Below are 17,367 nucleotides of genomic sequence, written 5' to 3'. Positions count from 1 at the left end.
ACAATCGAACGCGTCGAACAAGACAACGTGTGAGTTCTCGTAGAAGAGAGCGCGGAGAATCGCGTCATTCGATCGAACGACCCGCGATAACTTTCTAATGATGCTGCTGTTTGAACCTATCGCGAGACGGAGCGACTCGCCTGCGCCTTCGGAAAGCGCGTCAGTGCAGAACCGGATTGGAGAATCCAGCCGCGAGCTTGACGAGATCGGCCTGACGCGAGACGCCGGTCTTCGCGAACACCCGATGCAGATGCGTCTTCACCGTCGTCTCCGCGATGCCGAGCGCCACGGCTGTCTCCGGCACGCCGCCGACCTCGACGATCGATTGCAGGACCCTCAGCTCCGCAGGGGTCAACTCGAACGCGCGGTCGATGAGGCCGGCACATGAGCGGCCGTCGAGTTCCGCCTTCCAGATGAACAAGGCGCCGACCGCCGACGTGCGCTCCGCGGCACCTTCACGCAACAACGACGGCAGTGCGATGACGTGCGCGACGTAGTAGGAGCCGTCATGCGACATCAGCGGAATCTTTCGCCCGGCGGCCGCCGCGACGGCGACCTCGCCTGCGTCACGAAAGATATCGCGCAGCGCCGAATTTGCCGCGGAAGATCGTGCCGCCAGCCGGCCCGCGACGGACCGCAGGACATCATCGGCGGCGAGCAACGTGTCCGCGGCGGGATTGCTGTGGACGATGTTGCAGGCCGTATCGAGCAGGATGACGCCGGCATTCAGCCGGTCCACGACATCGGCGAGCGCGATCGCCCGCTGCTGCTTCCGCTCGATCGCCCGGTTGATCAGCAGCGCCCGGCTCGCATGCGGAACCAGGAATTGCATCCGCGCCCGCTGCTCCGCATCGAGCATCCGCTTGCCGGGGATCACGGTGATCAGCATCGGACACGGCGACTTCGACTGTTCCAGAACCACGCTGGCGACATCGACGCAGCCCTGAGGCCGCAGCCATTCCTGATAGAACCGCCCGCGGCGATATTCGTCGAAATTCACGAGATCGGGGATGTTACGAACCTCGCCATAGCGAGGCAGCCGCGCCAGCGGGTCGTACTGGGCATAGGTCTCGGCATAGAGCTGGATGTAGTGCGGATCGACACCGCAGTAATAATGCGTCGCGCCGGACTTGCTGACCGGATCCTTCGAAATCAGCCCGCACGCCTGGCTGCCGATGAACGCATTGAGCTTGACGACGACGTCGCTCCACAACTCAGGGTGGAGACCCGCGTCATATATGTTCTCGATCAACTCGGACTGTTTGGGAGGTCGGGACATCAGAACAGCCAATGGTGACTTGGAGATAGCGAAATGTTCGTCATGCCCGGCGGCACAATTGAGTCTATCGCGGGAGCAAAAGGTTCAACCCCGACCGCGATTGACCGATCAGTTGACGAGCGGGTTGGAGAATCCGGCCGCGAGCTTGACGAGATCGGCCTGACGCGAAACGCCGGTCTTGGCAAACACCCGATGCAGATGCGTCTTCGCCGTGGTTTCTGCGATACCGAGCGCTGCCGCCGTTTCCGGGACACCACCGACCTCGACGATCGACAGGAACACGCGCAGCTCGGCCGGCGTGAGATCGAAGGTCCGTGCGATCAGCTCGCCATAGGACTGTCCGCCAAGCGACACCCTGCGCAGGAGCAGCGCACCGACCGCATCGACCACCCGCTCGCCGCCATCGCGCAGCACGGACGACAGCGGCAGGATATGCGCGACATAACGCTCGCCGCTGGGTGACAACAGCGGAATCGCACGGTCCTTCGCGGCAAGCAGGACAATTTCGCTGCCGGTCGCAAGCGCCTCGCGCAGGGTCTGATTGGCCTCCGCACTGCTGGCTACGAGCTGCCCGGCAACGGACCGAACCACATCGTCGGCGGCAAGCAAGGCGTGGCCGGCCGAATTCGCATGCACCACCCGGCAAAAGGCATCGAGCAGGAAGATGCCGGACGCCAGATTGTCCAGAACATCCGCCAGCGCCGTCGCCAGTGTCAGTTGCGAGGTGATGGCGCGGTTGATCAGCAGCGCGCGGCTCGCGTGCGGCACAATCAGCGAGAGCCGATGCTTCATCGCCGGGTCCACCATGCGCCGGCCCGACAGCACCGTCATCATCACGGGACAGCTCGATTTCTCGAGCACAACGTTGGCCGCGTCGCTGCAACCCTGCGGCTGCATCCACTCCTGGTAAAAGCGCCCTCTCCGGTATTCATCGAAATTGACGAGATCGGGGATGCTGACGATCTCGCCATGCGGCGGCAGCACCGTCAGCGGATCGAACTTCGAATGGGTTTCTGAATAGAGCCGGATATAGTGCGGGTCGGCCCCGCAATAATAATGGGTCACGCCGAATTTGCTGATCGAATCCTTGGAAAACAGCCCGCAGGCCTGTCCGCCGACGAAATCGCGGATGCCGGCGACGGCGTTGTTCCACAGCCAGGGATCGAGCCCCGCGTCATAGATGGACTCGACCAGTTCGGGCAGCTTCCGTGGTCCGTGCATGGCGTGAAATGGCCTGAGTGATCAATATCACCAAGCATACCACAACCACAGCATGCGGCGTCCTCCGATCGGAGGAGGCGCCGCCCCGGAAGGTGAAGCCGGAACGGTCATGCCTGGTCCCAGCCGACCTTCTCGGAATTTTCCGACCAGACCGCCGCGCGATAGACCTCTCGCCCGCCCGCATCCCTGACGCGGATCCAGGCGTCGCGATCACGCAGATCGTCGCGCCAAACGAACAGATGTCTCGCCATCTCGTCGGCCACGACGAACGTGGCCCTGGCCTGCTCGAAGACCATGCCGCCCGGATCGATCTTCACGACATTGTCGACCAGGAGATCAAAGAAGAAGCGGCGCATTCACAACTCCAACTACAGGCGTCGTCCGAAACACAGCGTCATCGTTCTACTCCTCGCGCTTAGAAGACGTAGTCGGCCGAATGCGGCGCACTGCGATAGGCACCTGTCTGGTCGCACGAACAGCGCACCGCGCGGTCACAGCACTTCGCCGCTCCTGACGCCGCTGGGCGTCGCGCCATAGGCCCGCCGGAAACAACGATTGAAATAAGAGAGATCGCCGAAGCCCACGTCGTAGGCGATCGAGCTCACCGGCCGCCCGGCGAAGTCAGGCTCGCGCAGCATGCGATGCGCGCGTTTGAGGCGCTGCTCGGTCAGGAAGGACGAGAACGTCTTGCCGTCGGCTTCGAACAGCCGCTGGAGATAACGTGTGGTGACGCCGAATTCCTGCGCCACGGTCGCGACCGAGAGGTCCTGATGCCAGCAATTGTTGGCGATGAAGGACTTCATCTTCCGTAGCCGCGCGGCCCTGACGCCTCGGCGTCCGGCCAGCTCGTGAACCTCATCCGTCGCGCCAAGAACACGCGCCATCAGATCATGGAGATGCGCAACCGCGAGCTGGCGCAATGCGGGCACCGCGAGCGCGCGCTCGCGCACCAGCGAGGTCGCGTAGTCGACCAGCAGTCGAAGTCCGGCGGCGCGCTCCGGAATGATCCGCATCACCGTGTCGTCGATGTCCACGATCATGGGCGCCAGCACCCGCCGCGGCACGCGCAACGACAGGCAATTTCCAAGCGAGAGGCGTTCGTAGATCGTCGCATCCTCCGCGCTCGTCAGAACCGCGTCACCGGGATGAAGCCGCAGATCTCGTCCTCGCGCGGATACTTCGACGATGCCGGATCGGTTGATCATCAGGCCGAGGCTGTCGTTGCCGTCGACGACCAGTTGCTTGGTACGGATGACCCGCGCTCCGACCAGCCCGCCGATCACCAGCTGGACGTCCGGCAGGGCGTGGGATGTGAGGCTCGCCGCAAACGGCTTTTCGTCCGTCGGCTCGACCTCGGCCTTGAGCACGCCACGGCAGTAGAATTCGCGCAGCAGCGGCACGCGCTCGTCTTCGGGAATGTGGTCCGTTGAAACTTCGAGAATGGAAAATTCGTCCTTGCCGCTCACTGCAATTTCTCCAACCAACTGGGCAGGCCCGGCCACGCGCTGTCCTCTCCCGCACCCGCGTCCGGTGGCGCACGCTGCCGTTCTCGTTCAAGTGGCGCCATATACGAAAGTATCAAATGACGCGCGTCGTACGTTCGGAGGACCTGACGATCCTGCTCATCACAATGGATTGAGATTGCATCGCCGCGCGGCCCGCGCTGTGAAATGAATCACACGGTGTCGTCGTCGCGGCTCGTTCGCTGTGCAAACGGTGCAGCGAAGCCGGCCGCGATCTTCACGAGGTCGGCCTGCCTGCCGGCACCGGTCTTCTCGAACAGGCGACCGAGATGCGTCTTCACCGTCGTCTCGGCAATGCCGAGCTTTGCCGCGATATCGGGAACGCCGCCGACCTCGACGATGGCCATCAGCACGCGCAACTCGGACGGCGTCAGCCTGAAGGCAGCAGCAATGGCGTCGGGCACGAGTGATGGCACCATCACCGCCTTCTGTACGAGAAGCACCGTAGCCGCGACGTCTCGCGGCAGGCTGCGCTCCCGCTTCAATCGGAGGGCATGGACGAGATAGTGCTGACCATCCGCCGACGTCGCGAGCTCGATGCGGCGGCGACCAGCCGGATGAGCTTCGCCATCTGCGGCGACTTCAAACAGGCCGCGGAATGATTTGTCGGCCTGGGTGTTGCGGACCACGATCCGGTCGCCGACCATCGCGAGCAGGTTTGCATCGACGAACAGCTGCCGGCACGCCGCATTGGCGTGGACGACCCGGCCATCCGCATCGAGCAGGCAGATCGCCGTGCTGAGGCCGTCGAGGACATCGGCAAGGTCGTCCACCGTGTGCGAGCGCGCCCTGATCTGTCGGCCCATGATCCTGGAACGCTGGATATGGGGTGCGAGCAGCCGCATGCGTTCGCGCATCGCCTCGTCGACGGTTCCGCGGGATCGGTGGCGCAACACCTGCAACACCGTGGTACGCGCGTCCGATCTCTCGAGCGCGACGGTCGCGAGATCGATCGCGCCCTGCGGCTCGACCCACTCGCGATAGAAGCTCGTGGCCACGAAATCCGCATGCGGCATGATATCGGTCACGCCGATGGCCTGCCCGGCCGCAAAAGCGAGATGACGATCGAGCAGAGGATCCTGCTCGACATATCTGTCGCGATAGAGCTGACGGAAGCGGGATTCGGTGCCAAAATGCTGGTGAATCTCGATCGAGAGCCTTGCCGCATCACGGGACAGGATGGTCGCGGCACACCCGCCGACGAAATGGGAAACCTGTTCCAGCGCGCCGCTGCGCAGCGCAGGATCGACCGCCGCATCGTAGATCTCGCCGACGAGAGACGAGAACCGGTTTGCCTGGAGGATCGTCATCGGAAGGACGATGCGATCGGCGTGCCGTCCCGGTGACGAAGGGAGCTTGCGCATTGGAAATTGGCAGAGGCGACGGAGCGGTCAATCGTCGCCTTCGGCGTGGAAAAGGCAGTGCAGCGAGATGCTAAAATATCGGACATCGTCCTTGCGTAACGTCAACCGCAGGGTGCGGCTTGGACGTTTTCGCCAAAGACTAGGATAAAAGCGAACAGCGCGCGGGCTGTGTGCTGTGGGTCACGCGCCCTCGCGCTGCTTGCTCGATCGCGCGCACTGTGCGCGGCGGAGCACTCTATTTCCGATTTTCCTCGCAGAACTTCAGCGCGGCGAGCGCCTCGCCGGCGCGCGGGATCTGCATCTCGATGCTATCCTCGTCATCGTCCTCGAAATCGAGCGAGAGACGCCTGGCCTTCGACAGCCGGTCCATGATCGACTGGTCGTATTCGAAGATGCCGCGCACGGTGGTCTTGTCCATGACCTCCCACTTCGCCTTCTTCATGATATCGGCGTCATCGGTGCCGAGGTCGGCTCGGAGGATCTCGCCGACCTTGTCCCACTCCCAACCGTCATAGATCATCACGATCACGATGGCCTTCTCGGAATAGGTGATGACGATGACGTAGTCGCGGTTCTCGTCCTCCTTGTCCTTGTAGCCGCGGCTCGCATTGCAATGCGTGTCCTGCGTGCGCTTCTCGATGGTCCAGTCGCCGACCCTGGATTGCTGCGCGAGCGCCGACCCTGTGCTCGAGACGGCCGCGCCCAGGGCGCCCGCGGTCAGCAAAGCGGCAAGAAGGAATCGTCTCATGTCAGCCTCCAGCGTTCCCCACGCGGAGATGACCACCTCAGCCTGCAGCCCGCAAGGGCTCGAGGAGGCTGATCCGGGCCGATGCTGGAACGTCGCCGGCCCTACACCCGCCGGGGGATGATGGCGATCGGAGTGAAGGTGTAAACCTCCTCGCCGTTCTGGTTGAACATGGTCCATTTCACCAGCGCCATGCCCTGCGGCTTCGACTTCGACGGCGTCAGGCTCATGACCTCGCCGACGAGATGCAGGCGGTCATTGGGCCGTACCGGGATGGTCCAGCGCAGGCCATCGACGCCCGCGCCGATCAGCGGATGCGGGCCGAACGGGCGGGCCTGGATCGCGAGGTTCATGGCGATCGCGGCGGTGTGCCATCCTGATGCAGCCAGGCCGTTGAACAAGGTCTGCTTGGCGGCCTCGTGGTCGAGATGCATCGGCTGCGGATCGAACTCGGCTGCAAAGCGCTTGATGTCGGCTTCGGTGACTTGGACCTCGGGGGATTTGAACCGCATTCCGATGGTGAGATCGTCGAACCACTCGACCTGCGCCATGATTTTGCCTCGCAATATGATTGGCCGCCCGCCCGAAAGGCCCGGCTGAAGGACCGAGCAGCGCGGGATGTAGCGGGTCTGCGGTGCACAAACCAGCCCCGGGTTCCCCGCGAAACCCGTTTCCCAAAACGACGAAACACGCCTGAAACAGATGGCCGGTTATCTGGTTGTCAAAATCATACAGGGACGGCCACCATGCAATTCTTCCTCGACCTGATCCTGGATTATGCCTGTTGCCAAAATCTCGTCTCCCAGCCGCTGCGGGAGGATAAGCTATGATCGAGCTGATCTCAGCCGTGCTCGCCCTTTGCAGCGTCGCTGTCTTCGCGGCGCATGCGTTGGATGCCTACCGTACCACGCACTCCTGATCGGTACGCCCTCCGGCCGCTAGAACGGGCGCCGGTAGAAGTGCTCCGAATGCGTGGCCGGCGGAAACCGGTTGGCGAGCGCGATTGCCGCGCTCTCGTCGGTCTCGAGCGCGACCTTCTGCGCCAGCATCACGTCGCCGGGCACGAGAAAGCCTGACGGGACGAAGCACCATCCCATCGCCGCACGCCCCTCGTCGTCGATCTCATGGACATTGGCGGCCGTGCCGTAGTGGATGCGATACCGCTTGCCGGTATCACAGCCGATGACATCGAAATACCGATGCTGCTCGAATTGCGCATGCTGTGCCGGCGACAGCCATTCGGCCAAAAGCCGGCGGCCGCGGGCATCCGGCGTGTTCTCGCCGAAGAACCGCCGATAGAGCTCGCGCAGCGCATGCAGACGCGCACGCGCCGGCGCGCGGAGCCAAACTGCCGCGATCATGAGCAGCTCAGATCAACCGCCGACCAGGCGGGGATAGAACAGCGTTTCCTGCGCGGTCGGATCGAATGACTTGATACGGGTGACTTCACCGGGTCCGGTTCGATAGGCGGCGGTGAAGCCCGCTCCGGTCAGCTCACGAAAGCGCCGTTCGGCTCGCGCCAGCGCTTCGGCATTGTCAGGATCAAACTCGTGGCGCGTGTCACCAGTCTGGTCCATCACGATCTGGGTAGCCATATTGAGTCTCCTCATGCCAGCCCCGCCCCCGATCAAAGCAAACCTCGTGCCGTCAGTTCCTCAACGCAAGAACTTTCTCCTGCGCGGCCGAGCCTTCATGCGGCCTCAACGCGACGCGGCCGCCCCTCCTTCGTCGATCTGCCGTCCCATCAAGGCGATTGCCTTCTGATAGACGCCGGCAGCATTCCAAGCCTCGATAGCGGCAAAATTCGGTTCGCCCGGCTGGTAACCGGCTCCTGCGCGCCAGCCATGAGCTTTCAGGAAATTCGCCGTCGAGTTCAGCGCATTGGCGGCAACCTCGAGATTGCCGGTGCCATAGGCCAGGATGTTCTTGGGCATGAACTGGGTCTGGCCGACCTCGCCGTGCATGGAGCCGCGGGTCGCCCCCGACAGCGTGCCGCGGTCAATCAGCTTGAGGGCGGCATAGAGCTGGTCGGTGAAGAATTCGGGACGGCGGCAGTCATAGGCAAGGGTCGCGATCGACGACAACATGTTCTGGTTGCCGCGCTGGCTGCCGAAACCGGTCTCCATGCCCCAGATCGCGATCAACGGCCCGGGCGGGACGCCGTAGCGCTGCTGGATCGAGGCGAACAAGGCGGCCTGCGACTGCTTGAGCTGCCGCCCCTTGGCGACGATGGTGGTGGCGCCGCGCTTGGCGAGGAACTGGTCGAGCGTCAGGGAAAAACTGCGCTGGCCGCGGTCGGCTGCGATCGTGGCACCGGCGTAATTGGTCTGCATCAGCGCCGCGAGCGCGGTCTGGCCGACGCCCTTGCCCTGCGCCTCCGCGCTGAACTCGCGCTTCCAGGCCTCAAAGCCCGCCGGGGAGCGGCCGCATGTGGCGGCGTGGGCCATGGATATCAGGGACATGGGCGCCAGCGCGAGAAGCAGCGCTGCAGCGCCGATCATGGCCGTCGCAACGGTCCTGCCCTTGGTCATTCCCTGGTCCTCTCACATAAACGTGCGCGACCGGCTCGCGCGGGCCCATGATCCTACGTCGGCCCTGATCGCTCAAGCCCCATCCGGCGCAACCTGTGCCTTGACACCGGGATGACGGCCTACCTTTCCCCGTCGCGGCCGAGCAGGAAATCCACCATGATGCCCTGGTGCTGCTCATACATGTCCGTACCGGTCCCGGTCACGCAGCCGATCCTGCGGGCGGCAGCGATGAAGGGCGAGACTTCGGGCTTTGTGATGACGCAGCCGCAATAGGCAGTCGGCGCCAGCCGCGCGACATCGACCGGCAGCGGATCGCCCTCCTTCATCCCGGCGGGTGTCGCATTGGCGACGAAATCGAAGCCCGCGGGATCCCCGGTACCGATCCGCACGGGCGTTCTGCCGAGCCCGTTGAGCCGGCCGATCAGTGCGTCGCGGCGCTCGGGCACGCTGTCGTGAATCGCGAGATCGCTCACACCGGCTTCGACCAGCGCAAGCGCGATCGCCGATCCTGCGCCGCCGGCGCCGACGAGCAGTGCCCGCATGCCGCCGGGATCGATCCCCTTCGCCCGCGCCGCACCGACGAAACCGAGGCCGTCCACCATGTCGCCATGCCAGGAGCGGTCGCCGCGCCGGCGCATCAGGTTCGCCGTGCGCAGGAAATGTGCGCGCTCGGTCGCACTGACGCAGGCCTGGTAGCAGGCGAATTTGTGCGGGATGGTCACGACGATGCCGTCGAGGTTCTTCAGCCGCGTCGCCAGCGAAAGGAAATCAGCGAGGTCAGCAGCCGAAACCTGGACCGGCACGAGAATGCCGTCATGGCCGCGCGCGGCGAAGGCGGCTGTTACGCCTGCCGGCGAGCGCACCTGTGCGATGGGATCGCCGACGATGACGTAGAGCCGCGTCGCGCCTGATGGGGCCGGGATCATACCGTTGAGGCCGGAACCTGAGAGCCGCCCGCCTCGGTCCCCTCAGTCAATTCCAGCCCATCCAGATTGCCTTCCTTGCGCCATTTGTCGAGCAGCCGCAGGAACGCCACCGGCCCGCGCCAGTACTGGCTGTTTCTTGCCGCGATCGGATCGAACACGCCCTCGTTGTTGTAATAGCCCGGCGTGCACTCGGCCAGATAGGTCTGGCGGCCGAGCGCGGCCTTGACGACTTCGTCGACCCAGGCGTTCTCGGCGGCGAGCGTCGGCTCCAGCGTCCGCGCTTTGCGCTTGCGCGCCTCCGCGATCACATAGGCGATGTGCTGCGACTGCTCGTCGATGATGTGCGGAAAATTGGCGCTCTGGCCGGCCTGCACCGTGACGATCAGGAAGCAATTCGGGAAGCCGCGACTGTAGAAGCCATGCAGCGTCTTGACGCCATCGCGCCATCGCTCGGACAGGCTCACACCGTCGCGGCCGTAAACCTCGAAGCCCATGCGGCGGGCATAGTCAGTGCCGACCTCGAAGCCGCTGGCATAGATCAGGCAGTCGAGCTCATGGGCCTTGCCGTCAACCACGACGGCGTTCTCGGTGATGCGCTCGACGCCCTCGCCCCTGGTGTCGACCAGATGCACGTTGGGACGATTGAAGGTGTCGAGATATTCGTCGTGGAAGCATGGGCGCTTGCAGAACGCCTTGTACCAGGGCTTGAGCGCCGCCGCGGCGGCTTCGTCCTTCACCACGGTATCGACGCGCGCGCGGATCTCTTCCATCTTGCGGTAGTCGGCCTGCTCGATGACCTTCAACGCCTCTTCGAGCGAGGTCACCGGCTGCGGCTGGCGGCGCGGCGCGAGCAGGATCTCGCCAAGCAGGCCGGTCCAGCCGTCCTGGACCAGGTCCCGTTCGAACGGCTCGCCCGAGATCACCGCGGTGAAATTGTCCATGCGCTCGCGCTGCCAGCCGGGCTTGAGGCTCTGCGCCCAGTCTGCGTCCGTCGGACGGTCGTCGCGCACACCGATCGCCGATGGCGTGCGCTGGAAGACGTAGAGCTCTTTCGCCGAGCGGCCGAGATGCGGCACGCATTGCACGGCGGTCGCGCCAGTGCCAATGATGCCGACGCGCTTGTCGGCGAGACCTGTGAGACCGCCTTCGGCCGTGCCGCCGGTGTAGCCATAGTCCCAGCGGCTGGTGTGGAAGCTGTGTCCCCTGAAGGTCTCGATGCCGGGAATGCCCGGCAGCTTCGGACGGCTCAGCGGGCCCCCGGCGAGAATGACGAAGCGCGCGCAGATGCGATCGCCGCGGTCGGTCTCGACCAACCAGCGTCCCTCCTGCTCCTGCCATTCCATCCGCGAGACGATGGTCTGAAACAGCGCGCGCTCGTAGAGGCCGAAGTGACGGCCGATGCGGCGGGAGTGTTCGTAGATCTCGGGCGCGCGCGCATATTTGCGCACCGGCATGTAGCCGGTCTCTTCCAGCAGCGGCAGATAGATGTAGCTCTCGGTATCGCAGGCCGCCCCGGGATAACGATTCCAGTACCAGGTGCCGCCGAAATCGGCGGCCTTTTCCACGAGACGAAAATCCTCGATGCCGGCCTCGCGCAGGCGGGCGCCGCAGAGCAGGCCGCCGAAGCCGCCGCCAACGATGAGAACTTCGGTTTCTTCCCTGACCGAAGCGCGCGCAAACCCGGGATCGGCCCAGGGATCGTCGAGGTAGCGGCCGAAATCGCCTGTGACCTCGACATATTGCGCCTTGCCCTCGGCGCGCAAACGCCGGTCGCGCTCGTCGCGATAGCGCGCACGGAGTGCGGAAATATCGACCGTAGATTCGCCGGCTGCGCCGGTCTTGTGTCTTTCCGCTGACATCGATTTCCTCCGCGGCGGACGCTGCTTCGGATCAGTTAGCCCCGAAAAAGTGACGCATGCAATCGCGTCGCTCGCTTTTTGCGTGAACGTCCCGTGACGTTCCGCTAACCTCGCACGTAAATCACAAGCATACGCCACGCAACGACGTGGCAGCCCGGAGGAGACCATGCAGGGATTGATGATGGACATGCCGCTTTTGATCAGCGGCCTGATCCAGTATGCCGCAGACTACCACGGCGAAGCCGAGATCGTCGCGCGCGAGATCGAGGGCGACATCCATCGCTACACCTATGCCGACGCCCATCCACGCATCAAGCGCATGGCGCTGGCGCTGAAGCGGCTCGGCATGAAGCAAGGCGACCGCGTCGGCACCCTGGCCTGGAATACGCACCGCCATTTCGAGATGTTCTATGCCGCGCCGGGCATGGGCTACGTGCTGCACACCATCAATCCGCGGCTATTCCCCGAGCAGCTCGTCTACATCATCAACCACGCCGAAGACCGGCTGCTGTTCATCGACCGCGCCACGCTGCCGCTGGTCGAGGCGATCGCGCCGCAGCTGAAGACGATCGAGGCCTTCGTCGTGATGTCTTCGCGCGAGCGGATGCCGGAGACCAAGCTTGCGAACGTGCATTGCTACGAGGATCTCCTCGCCAGCGAGAACGACGCCGGTTTCGCCTGGCCGGAGTTCGACGAAAAATCCGCATCCACCATCTGCTACACGTCGGGCACGACGGGCAACCCCAAGGGCGTGATCTACTCGCACCGCGCCGCCATCCTGCAGACCATGACTTGCTGCAATTTCGACTTCCTGCCGGGACATCTCGAAGGCGTGCGCGAAGTCATGATGCCGATGGCGCCGCTCTTCCACGGCAACGGCTGGAACATGCCGTTCACTGCGCCTTACACGGGATCAAAGCTGGTGCTGCCCGGCCGTAACTATGAGCCCGACAAGCTCTATGAGCTGCTCGAAGGCGAGAAGGTGACGCTCTCCGCCGGCGTGCCGAGCTTCTGGCTGATCCTGCTCGATTGGCTGGGGCGCACCGGCAACAAATTCTCGACGCTGCGCGCGACGCTGTCGTCCGGCTCGGCGCCGCCGCGCGCGATGGTCGAGAAGCTCAAGCGCGACTATGACGTCGACTACGTCCAGGCCTGGGGCATGACCGAGGCCCTGGGCTGCTCGATGCCGGGCTTGCGGCCCGGCTCCGAGCATCTCGGCGACAAGGAGAAATTCGACCGGCGCCAGGTGTCGGGCCGCGCCTGCTTCGGCACCTCCTTGCGCATCGTCGACGACGGCGGCAACGAGCTGCCGCGCGACGGCAAGACCGTCGGCCATTTGCGCGCCCGCGGCCCATGGGTCGCTTCCGGCTATATGAAGCTCGACGAAGGCCTCGACCGTGATGGCTGGCTGATCACCGGCGACATGGCGGTGATCGACAGCCAAGGCCACGTCACGCTGACCGATCGCTCCAAGGATGTGATCAAGTCCGGCGGCGAATGGATCTCCTCGATCCAGCTCGAGGACGTCGCCTTGTCCCACCCCGACGTGCTTCAGGCCGCGGTGGTCGCGATCAACCACGAGAAATGGCAGGAGCGTCCCCTGCTCCTCGTCGTCCGCAAGAAAGGCGCGACCGTCGACGGCAAGACCCTGCTCGACCACATGCGCCCGAAGATCGCGAGCTGGTGGATGCCCGACGCCGTCGAATTCCTCGACGAGTTTCCGATGACCGGCACCGGCAAGGTGCTCAAATCCGCGCTGCGCGAGAAGTTCAGGGAGTACCGCGTCGCCTGAGGTACGCGCACCCTGCCGTGCGCGGTCTTCATCTTTTGGTAGATTCGACGGCGATATATCGAGATGTCGCTAACTCCAGGGATCGAGGACAGCATGGCGTTTTCCGGATTGGGCCTGCATCTCGGCAATCTGTCGCGCCTGTCGAATGCGCAGACGCGCTCGATCAGCCCCGAGAATTTCACCGGCGAGAAGGGCAAGGGCGGCATGTCCGTCGACGGACCCGCCGCACGCCAGGCCCGCGATCTCGGCCAGGGCTGGAAGATCTCGCCCTATGTCGTCATCGAACCCGGCGCGACCTTTACGCTCGCCGACATTCAGGGCCAGGGCGCGATCCAGCAGATCTGGATGACGCTGGCGCGCGGGCGGCTGCGTCACTCGATCCTCCGGATCTGTTGGGACGACCAGGAGCAACCGAGCGTCGAGTGCCCGGCCGGCGATTTCTTTGCCTGCGGATGGGAGGAATTCGCGCAGGTGTCCTCGCTCGCGGTCTGCGTCAATCCCGGCCGCGCCTTCAACTGCTACTGGGAGATGCCGTTCCGCAAGCGCGCGCGCTTCACGCTGGAGAACCGCAGCGAGGAGCAGCTCACCGTTTACTACCAGATCAATTATGCGCTCACCGAGGTGCCCGAGGACTGCGCCTATTTCCATGCGCAGTTCCGGCGCACCAATCCGCTACCCTACAAGGGGGTCTACACCATCCTCGATGGCGTCAGCGGTGCGGGCCATTATGTCGGCACCTATATGGCCTGGGGCGTCAACAACAACGGCTGGTGGGGCGAAGGCGAGATCAAGTTCTTCATCGACGGCGACGGTGCATTCCCGACCATCTGCGGCACCGGCACCGAGGATTATTTCTGCGGCGCCTACAATTTCGATCCCCATGTCGCGCATTCCGGCCAGGGGCAATCACGCTACCAGGAATTCACCACGCCCTATGCCGGCCTGCCGCAGGTGATCCGTCCCGATGGCGTCTACAAATCGCAGCAACGCTTCGGCCTGTACCGCTGGCACATCCCCGATCCCGTGCGCTTCCGCTCCGATCTGCGCGTGACGATCCAGGCGCTGGGCTGGCTGCCGGGCGTCAAGGAGGCGAAGTATCTTCCATTGCAGGACGACATCGCCTCGGTCGCGTTCTGGTACCAGACGCTGCCGACCCCGCCCTTCCCGACATTGCCCGGCCCGGATTATCTCGAAATCGGCTAGCCGCCCTTCCCTGCGCTCACAGCATTTGCGCCGCCCGGACGTCGTGAAGATCGTCCGGGCGGCGCCTTCGTGTTCGGCGCCGGCTACCAGGAATACTGGAGCCCCACGCGTCCAAGGGCGCGCACGTCGCTCCACGACTGCGCCGGAAGCGCCACGCCAAACTCCGTCGCGGTCCGGTTGGACGTGGACGTCAAGCTGCCGCGATCGAGACCGAACGCGATGCCCATGGTCAGTGACAGGTTTCCCTGGATCCTGATCATTCCGACCACACCGGCGGCATGCTGCCCGTCAAAGACGGCCCAGTGCGTCGAGATCGCATAGTTGGTCCCGTCGGGCAGGAACGGATTGACGAGCGAAGTCGCCATGGCCGTTCCCGTCGCTGCACGGGTAATCTGGCGCGCGAGATCGAACTGGCTCTGCACCGTCTGCCCCGCGTTCACGCAGGTGTCGGTACCCGGTATGTAGAAGAAGTTGGCACCGTAGATCGAGCAGATCTTTTCGTACTCGACCGCAGCATGGCCGGGCGTCGGGATCGCCAGAACCACAGCGGCAGTCGCAAGGATAGCGCGCAGGTGACATCGGAAGACGTCTCGTGCCGCGTTGATTTGCTTCCACATGTTTGTCTCCAATCAGTGACGTTGACGCGGCTCAGTAACGAGCAACGATGGCATCGCCGTTGAAGCGGTAGTTCACGCCGAGCTTCACGAGGTGCAGGTCATGGTCGACGTTTTGGGTACTGATCCGTGTGCTCAGCGCGATCGCGGCCGGACCGAAGTACAGATAGTCGTACTCCAGTCGCGCCGAGAGATTGCTCGTCAACGCGTATTCAAGGCCAACGCCGCCGGTCAAACCGGTCCGCTGGTGGTTCACGTCGAGCGGAGCAAACGTGCCGACATAGGCCTGGTAGGCGACGTTGGCCCATGCAACGCCGCCTTTGGCGTAAGCCAGCACATTATCAAACGCGTAGCCGATGCGACCGGTACCCGTCGCCAGTGCTTGGTACGACACTGAAAGCCCGGACAAGATGGGGTTCGCGGGATCGAACGGCCGATTGCCCTTGATCGACGCCCAGGAGAGATCGAGCTCGGCACCGACCACGATGTTGTCGAACTGCCAGTTGCCGCCAACCTGCGCACCTGCGAGCGCGCCCTTTGTGTCCATCGTGAAGCGGTCTTGCGCGAATGCGAAGCTCGGGTCTACGAGCCGGCTGCTGCCCATGCCATAACCGCCATGAGCACCAATGTAGAAGCCGTTCCAGAGCGGCACCGGAGCGACGACCGGAGCCTTCACTGTCATGTCGGCCGCGTTCGCAGATGTGGCAGTGAGCGGCATGGCCGCGAGAAGCGGCGTGGCGGCAGCAACGCAGGAGAGGAAGCGGCGCGCCGATCGCGAGAGAGAGATTGTCATGGGATGATCTTTCAAAATGTCAGAATGAATTTTCGGAGCGAGCGTCGCGTGCTTCACCAGGCGTACATGAAGCCCGCGCGGCCGAGGCCACGGACGTCACTCCACGATTGCGCCGGGATCGCCGTGCCGAATTCCGTCTGCGTCCGGTTGGTGAGGGACGTGAGGCTTCCCTTGTCGAGGCCGAGCGAGAAGCCGCCCGAGAACACGAAGTTGCCGGAGACCCGCACGAGCCCTGAGAAGCCCGCTGCGTGCTGGCCGTCATAGGTCGCCCAGTGGGTCGAGACGGCGTAGTTGGTGCCGGTCGGAAGCCACGGCGCGACGAGCGACGCAGCCATCGCGGTGCCGGTCGAAGCGCGGGTCTGCGCACGCGCGAGATCGAACTGGTTCGTCGCGATCTGGTTGGCGTTGGTGCAGGTGTCGGTGCCCGGAATGTAGAAGAAGCCGGCGCCGTACAAGGAGCAGACCTTGACGTACTCGACCGGAGCGGCGTGGCCTGGTGCGGCGATCATGGCGCCGAGGCCGGCGGTGACGACTGCAGCGATCTTGGACATGGTGAACATGATGTTGTCTCCGAGGATTTCTGTTGAATGCTGTTTCGATGTGCCGGGGAATTAACGCGGGAGGCCGCCGTCGCCGTTGAAGCGGATGTTGATGCCGGCCTTCACCACCTGGACGAAATGCTTGATCTCGGACGTCGTGTCCGCGCTCACCCAGTGGAGCGTTTCGGTGGGGAGAAAGATCGCGTTGTATTCGACCTTGGCGGAGACGTTGCGCAGGAAGGCCACTTCCAGGCCGACGCCGCCGACGGCACCGAACAGCTCGCGGTTGTAGTTGGTGATCTCCGGGGTGAACCGCGACGAGAGCTCCATGCGGGCATAGGCGCCACCGCCCTTGGCATAGGCGAGCCATTGGCCCGATGCGTAGCCGACACGGCCCGTCGCGGTCGCGAGGGCGGTGTAGCCGACCCCGTTGGTGGTGCTCGACGTGAGAAGGGGCGAGGTGCTGGTGTTGCCCTTCACGAAGGACCAGGAGCCGTCGACCTCGGCACCAAGGACATAGTTGCCCAGCTGCCAATTGTAGCCGAGCTGCCCGCCCGCGAGCGGTCCGTTGTAGTAGGCAAAGAACGGATTGTTGGCGGGGCTGTTGAGGGGATCGCGAAACTCCGACTTCCCCCATCCCCAGCCGCCATGGACACCGGCGTAGAATCCAGACCAGGAGACGACGGGTGCAGGCAACGGACCGCCGGCGAAAGCAGGTGAAGTAATAATCGCGCTCACCGCTGCAACGGCGGCGGCGAGTCTGATGCGGTGAGTTACGGAACGTCCTGATTGCGTGTGCATGTCGATGTCCATTTCCTTTTCGAATTCAAGATTGCCGCTATTATATTTCTCTATTTTAGATTGTGCCTTGAGATGCAACGTTTGGATCAAGCCCTTGCTTGCTTTTGAACGAACGAAACCGGCGACCGCGCAGCTTGCGGATCGACGGGACGAACTATCGGTTGTTGGAAGAACCCG

General features: G+C 63.9%; 18 protein-coding genes. 2 read left to right on the top strand and 16 right to left on the bottom strand.

Annotation, left to right across the window (positions count from 1 at the left end; translation table 11 throughout):
- Positions 1–160: 160 nt before the first annotated feature.
- The 12 genes from AC5ZFO_RS07065 to AC5ZFO_RS07010 form a co-directional block, all read right to left on the bottom strand.
- Positions 161–1,279, bottom strand: a complete 1,119-nt coding sequence (locus AC5ZFO_RS07065; RefSeq protein WP_496121850.1) for a helix-turn-helix transcriptional regulator — start codon at positions 1,277–1,279, stop codon at positions 161–163.
- 108 nt (positions 1,280–1,387) lie between these two features.
- Entirely contained in the window at positions 1,388–2,500 is a 1,113-nt protein-coding gene (locus AC5ZFO_RS07060) for a helix-turn-helix transcriptional regulator (RefSeq protein WP_282518162.1), read from the bottom strand.
- A gap of 107 nt (positions 2,501–2,607) precedes the next feature.
- Positions 2,608–2,856, bottom strand: a complete 249-nt coding sequence (locus AC5ZFO_RS07055; RefSeq protein WP_282518163.1) for a DUF6894 family protein — start codon at positions 2,854–2,856, stop codon at positions 2,608–2,610.
- Positions 2,857–2,991: 135 nt separating this feature from the next.
- Positions 2,992–3,966, bottom strand: coding sequence for a helix-turn-helix transcriptional regulator (locus AC5ZFO_RS07050; protein WP_282518164.1), 975 nt, complete (start codon positions 3,964–3,966; stop codon positions 2,992–2,994).
- A gap of 209 nt (positions 3,967–4,175) precedes the next feature.
- Positions 4,176–5,333, bottom strand: coding sequence for a helix-turn-helix transcriptional regulator (locus tag AC5ZFO_RS07045; protein ID WP_496121866.1), 1,158 nt, complete (start codon positions 5,331–5,333; stop codon positions 4,176–4,178).
- Positions 5,334–5,622: 289 nt separating this feature from the next.
- On the bottom strand, positions 5,623–6,135 hold the full coding sequence (locus AC5ZFO_RS07040; protein WP_282518165.1) for a hypothetical protein: 513 nt from the start codon (positions 6,133–6,135) through the stop codon (positions 5,623–5,625).
- A 101-nt stretch (positions 6,136–6,236) separates the two neighbouring features.
- On the bottom strand, positions 6,237–6,683 hold the full coding sequence (locus AC5ZFO_RS07035; RefSeq protein ID WP_496121849.1) for a MaoC family dehydratase: 447 nt from the start codon (positions 6,681–6,683) through the stop codon (positions 6,237–6,239).
- Between the two features lie 387 nt (positions 6,684–7,070).
- Positions 7,071–7,493 (bottom strand): hypothetical protein, encoded by a 423-nt coding sequence (locus tag AC5ZFO_RS07030; RefSeq protein WP_282518166.1) that lies wholly within the window; start codon positions 7,491–7,493, stop codon positions 7,071–7,073.
- A gap of 12 nt (positions 7,494–7,505) precedes the next feature.
- Positions 7,506–7,727 carry a hypothetical protein gene (locus AC5ZFO_RS07025; protein ID WP_014496049.1) on the bottom strand — a complete coding sequence of 74 codons (222 nt, stop codon included), beginning with the start codon at positions 7,725–7,727 and terminating at the stop codon, positions 7,506–7,508.
- A gap of 105 nt (positions 7,728–7,832) precedes the next feature.
- Positions 7,833–8,663, bottom strand: coding sequence for a lytic murein transglycosylase (locus AC5ZFO_RS07020; RefSeq protein ID WP_282518167.1), 831 nt, complete (start codon positions 8,661–8,663; stop codon positions 7,833–7,835).
- Between the two features lie 119 nt (positions 8,664–8,782).
- Entirely contained in the window at positions 8,783–9,589 is an 807-nt protein-coding gene (locus tag AC5ZFO_RS07015) for a shikimate dehydrogenase family protein (RefSeq protein ID WP_282518168.1), read from the bottom strand.
- Positions 9,586–11,448, bottom strand: a complete 1,863-nt coding sequence (locus AC5ZFO_RS07010) for a flavin-containing monooxygenase (RefSeq protein WP_282518169.1) — start codon at positions 11,446–11,448, stop codon at positions 9,586–9,588. The genes AC5ZFO_RS07015 and AC5ZFO_RS07010 overlap by 4 nt, the downstream gene beginning before the upstream one ends.
- Positions 11,449–11,614: 166 nt before the next feature.
- On the opposite strand from AC5ZFO_RS07010, the gene AC5ZFO_RS07005 reads away from it, so the two are divergent.
- Positions 11,615–13,240: a long-chain fatty acid--CoA ligase gene (locus tag AC5ZFO_RS07005; protein ID WP_282518170.1), complete on the top strand. Its 1,626-nt coding sequence runs from the start codon at positions 11,615–11,617 to the stop codon at positions 13,238–13,240.
- Between the two features lie 63 nt (positions 13,241–13,303).
- Positions 13,304–14,443 (top strand): glycoside hydrolase family 172 protein, encoded by a 1,140-nt coding sequence (locus AC5ZFO_RS07000; RefSeq protein ID WP_282518171.1) that lies wholly within the window; start codon positions 13,304–13,306, stop codon positions 14,441–14,443.
- A gap of 83 nt (positions 14,444–14,526) precedes the next feature.
- On the opposite strand, the gene AC5ZFO_RS06995 is transcribed toward AC5ZFO_RS07000, so the two are convergent.
- Genes AC5ZFO_RS06995 through AC5ZFO_RS06980 form a run of 4 tightly spaced genes read right to left on the bottom strand, consistent with a single transcriptional unit; the run spans position 14,527 to position 17,202 of the window.
- Positions 14,527–15,060, bottom strand: coding sequence for a porin (locus AC5ZFO_RS06995; protein WP_282518172.1), 534 nt, complete (start codon positions 15,058–15,060; stop codon positions 14,527–14,529).
- A gap of 31 nt (positions 15,061–15,091) precedes the next feature.
- Positions 15,092–15,907 carry an outer membrane protein gene (locus tag AC5ZFO_RS06990; RefSeq protein WP_496121848.1) on the bottom strand — a complete coding sequence of 272 codons (816 nt, stop codon included), beginning with the start codon at positions 15,905–15,907 and terminating at the stop codon, positions 15,092–15,094.
- Complete coding sequence (locus AC5ZFO_RS06985; protein ID WP_282518174.1) at positions 15,904–16,410, bottom strand: porin; 507 nt, start codon at positions 16,408–16,410, stop codon at positions 15,904–15,906. Before AC5ZFO_RS06985 ends, AC5ZFO_RS06990 begins: the two co-directional genes overlap by 4 nt.
- 51 nt (positions 16,411–16,461) lie before the next feature.
- Positions 16,462–17,202, bottom strand: coding sequence for an outer membrane protein (locus tag AC5ZFO_RS06980; protein ID WP_282518175.1), 741 nt, complete (start codon positions 17,200–17,202; stop codon positions 16,462–16,464).
- Positions 17,203–17,367 lie beyond the last annotated feature (165 nt).

It is taken from the genome of Bradyrhizobium sp. Unk1, assembly GCF_059512345.1.
This window is presented reverse-complemented; position numbering and strand designations above follow the sequence as displayed.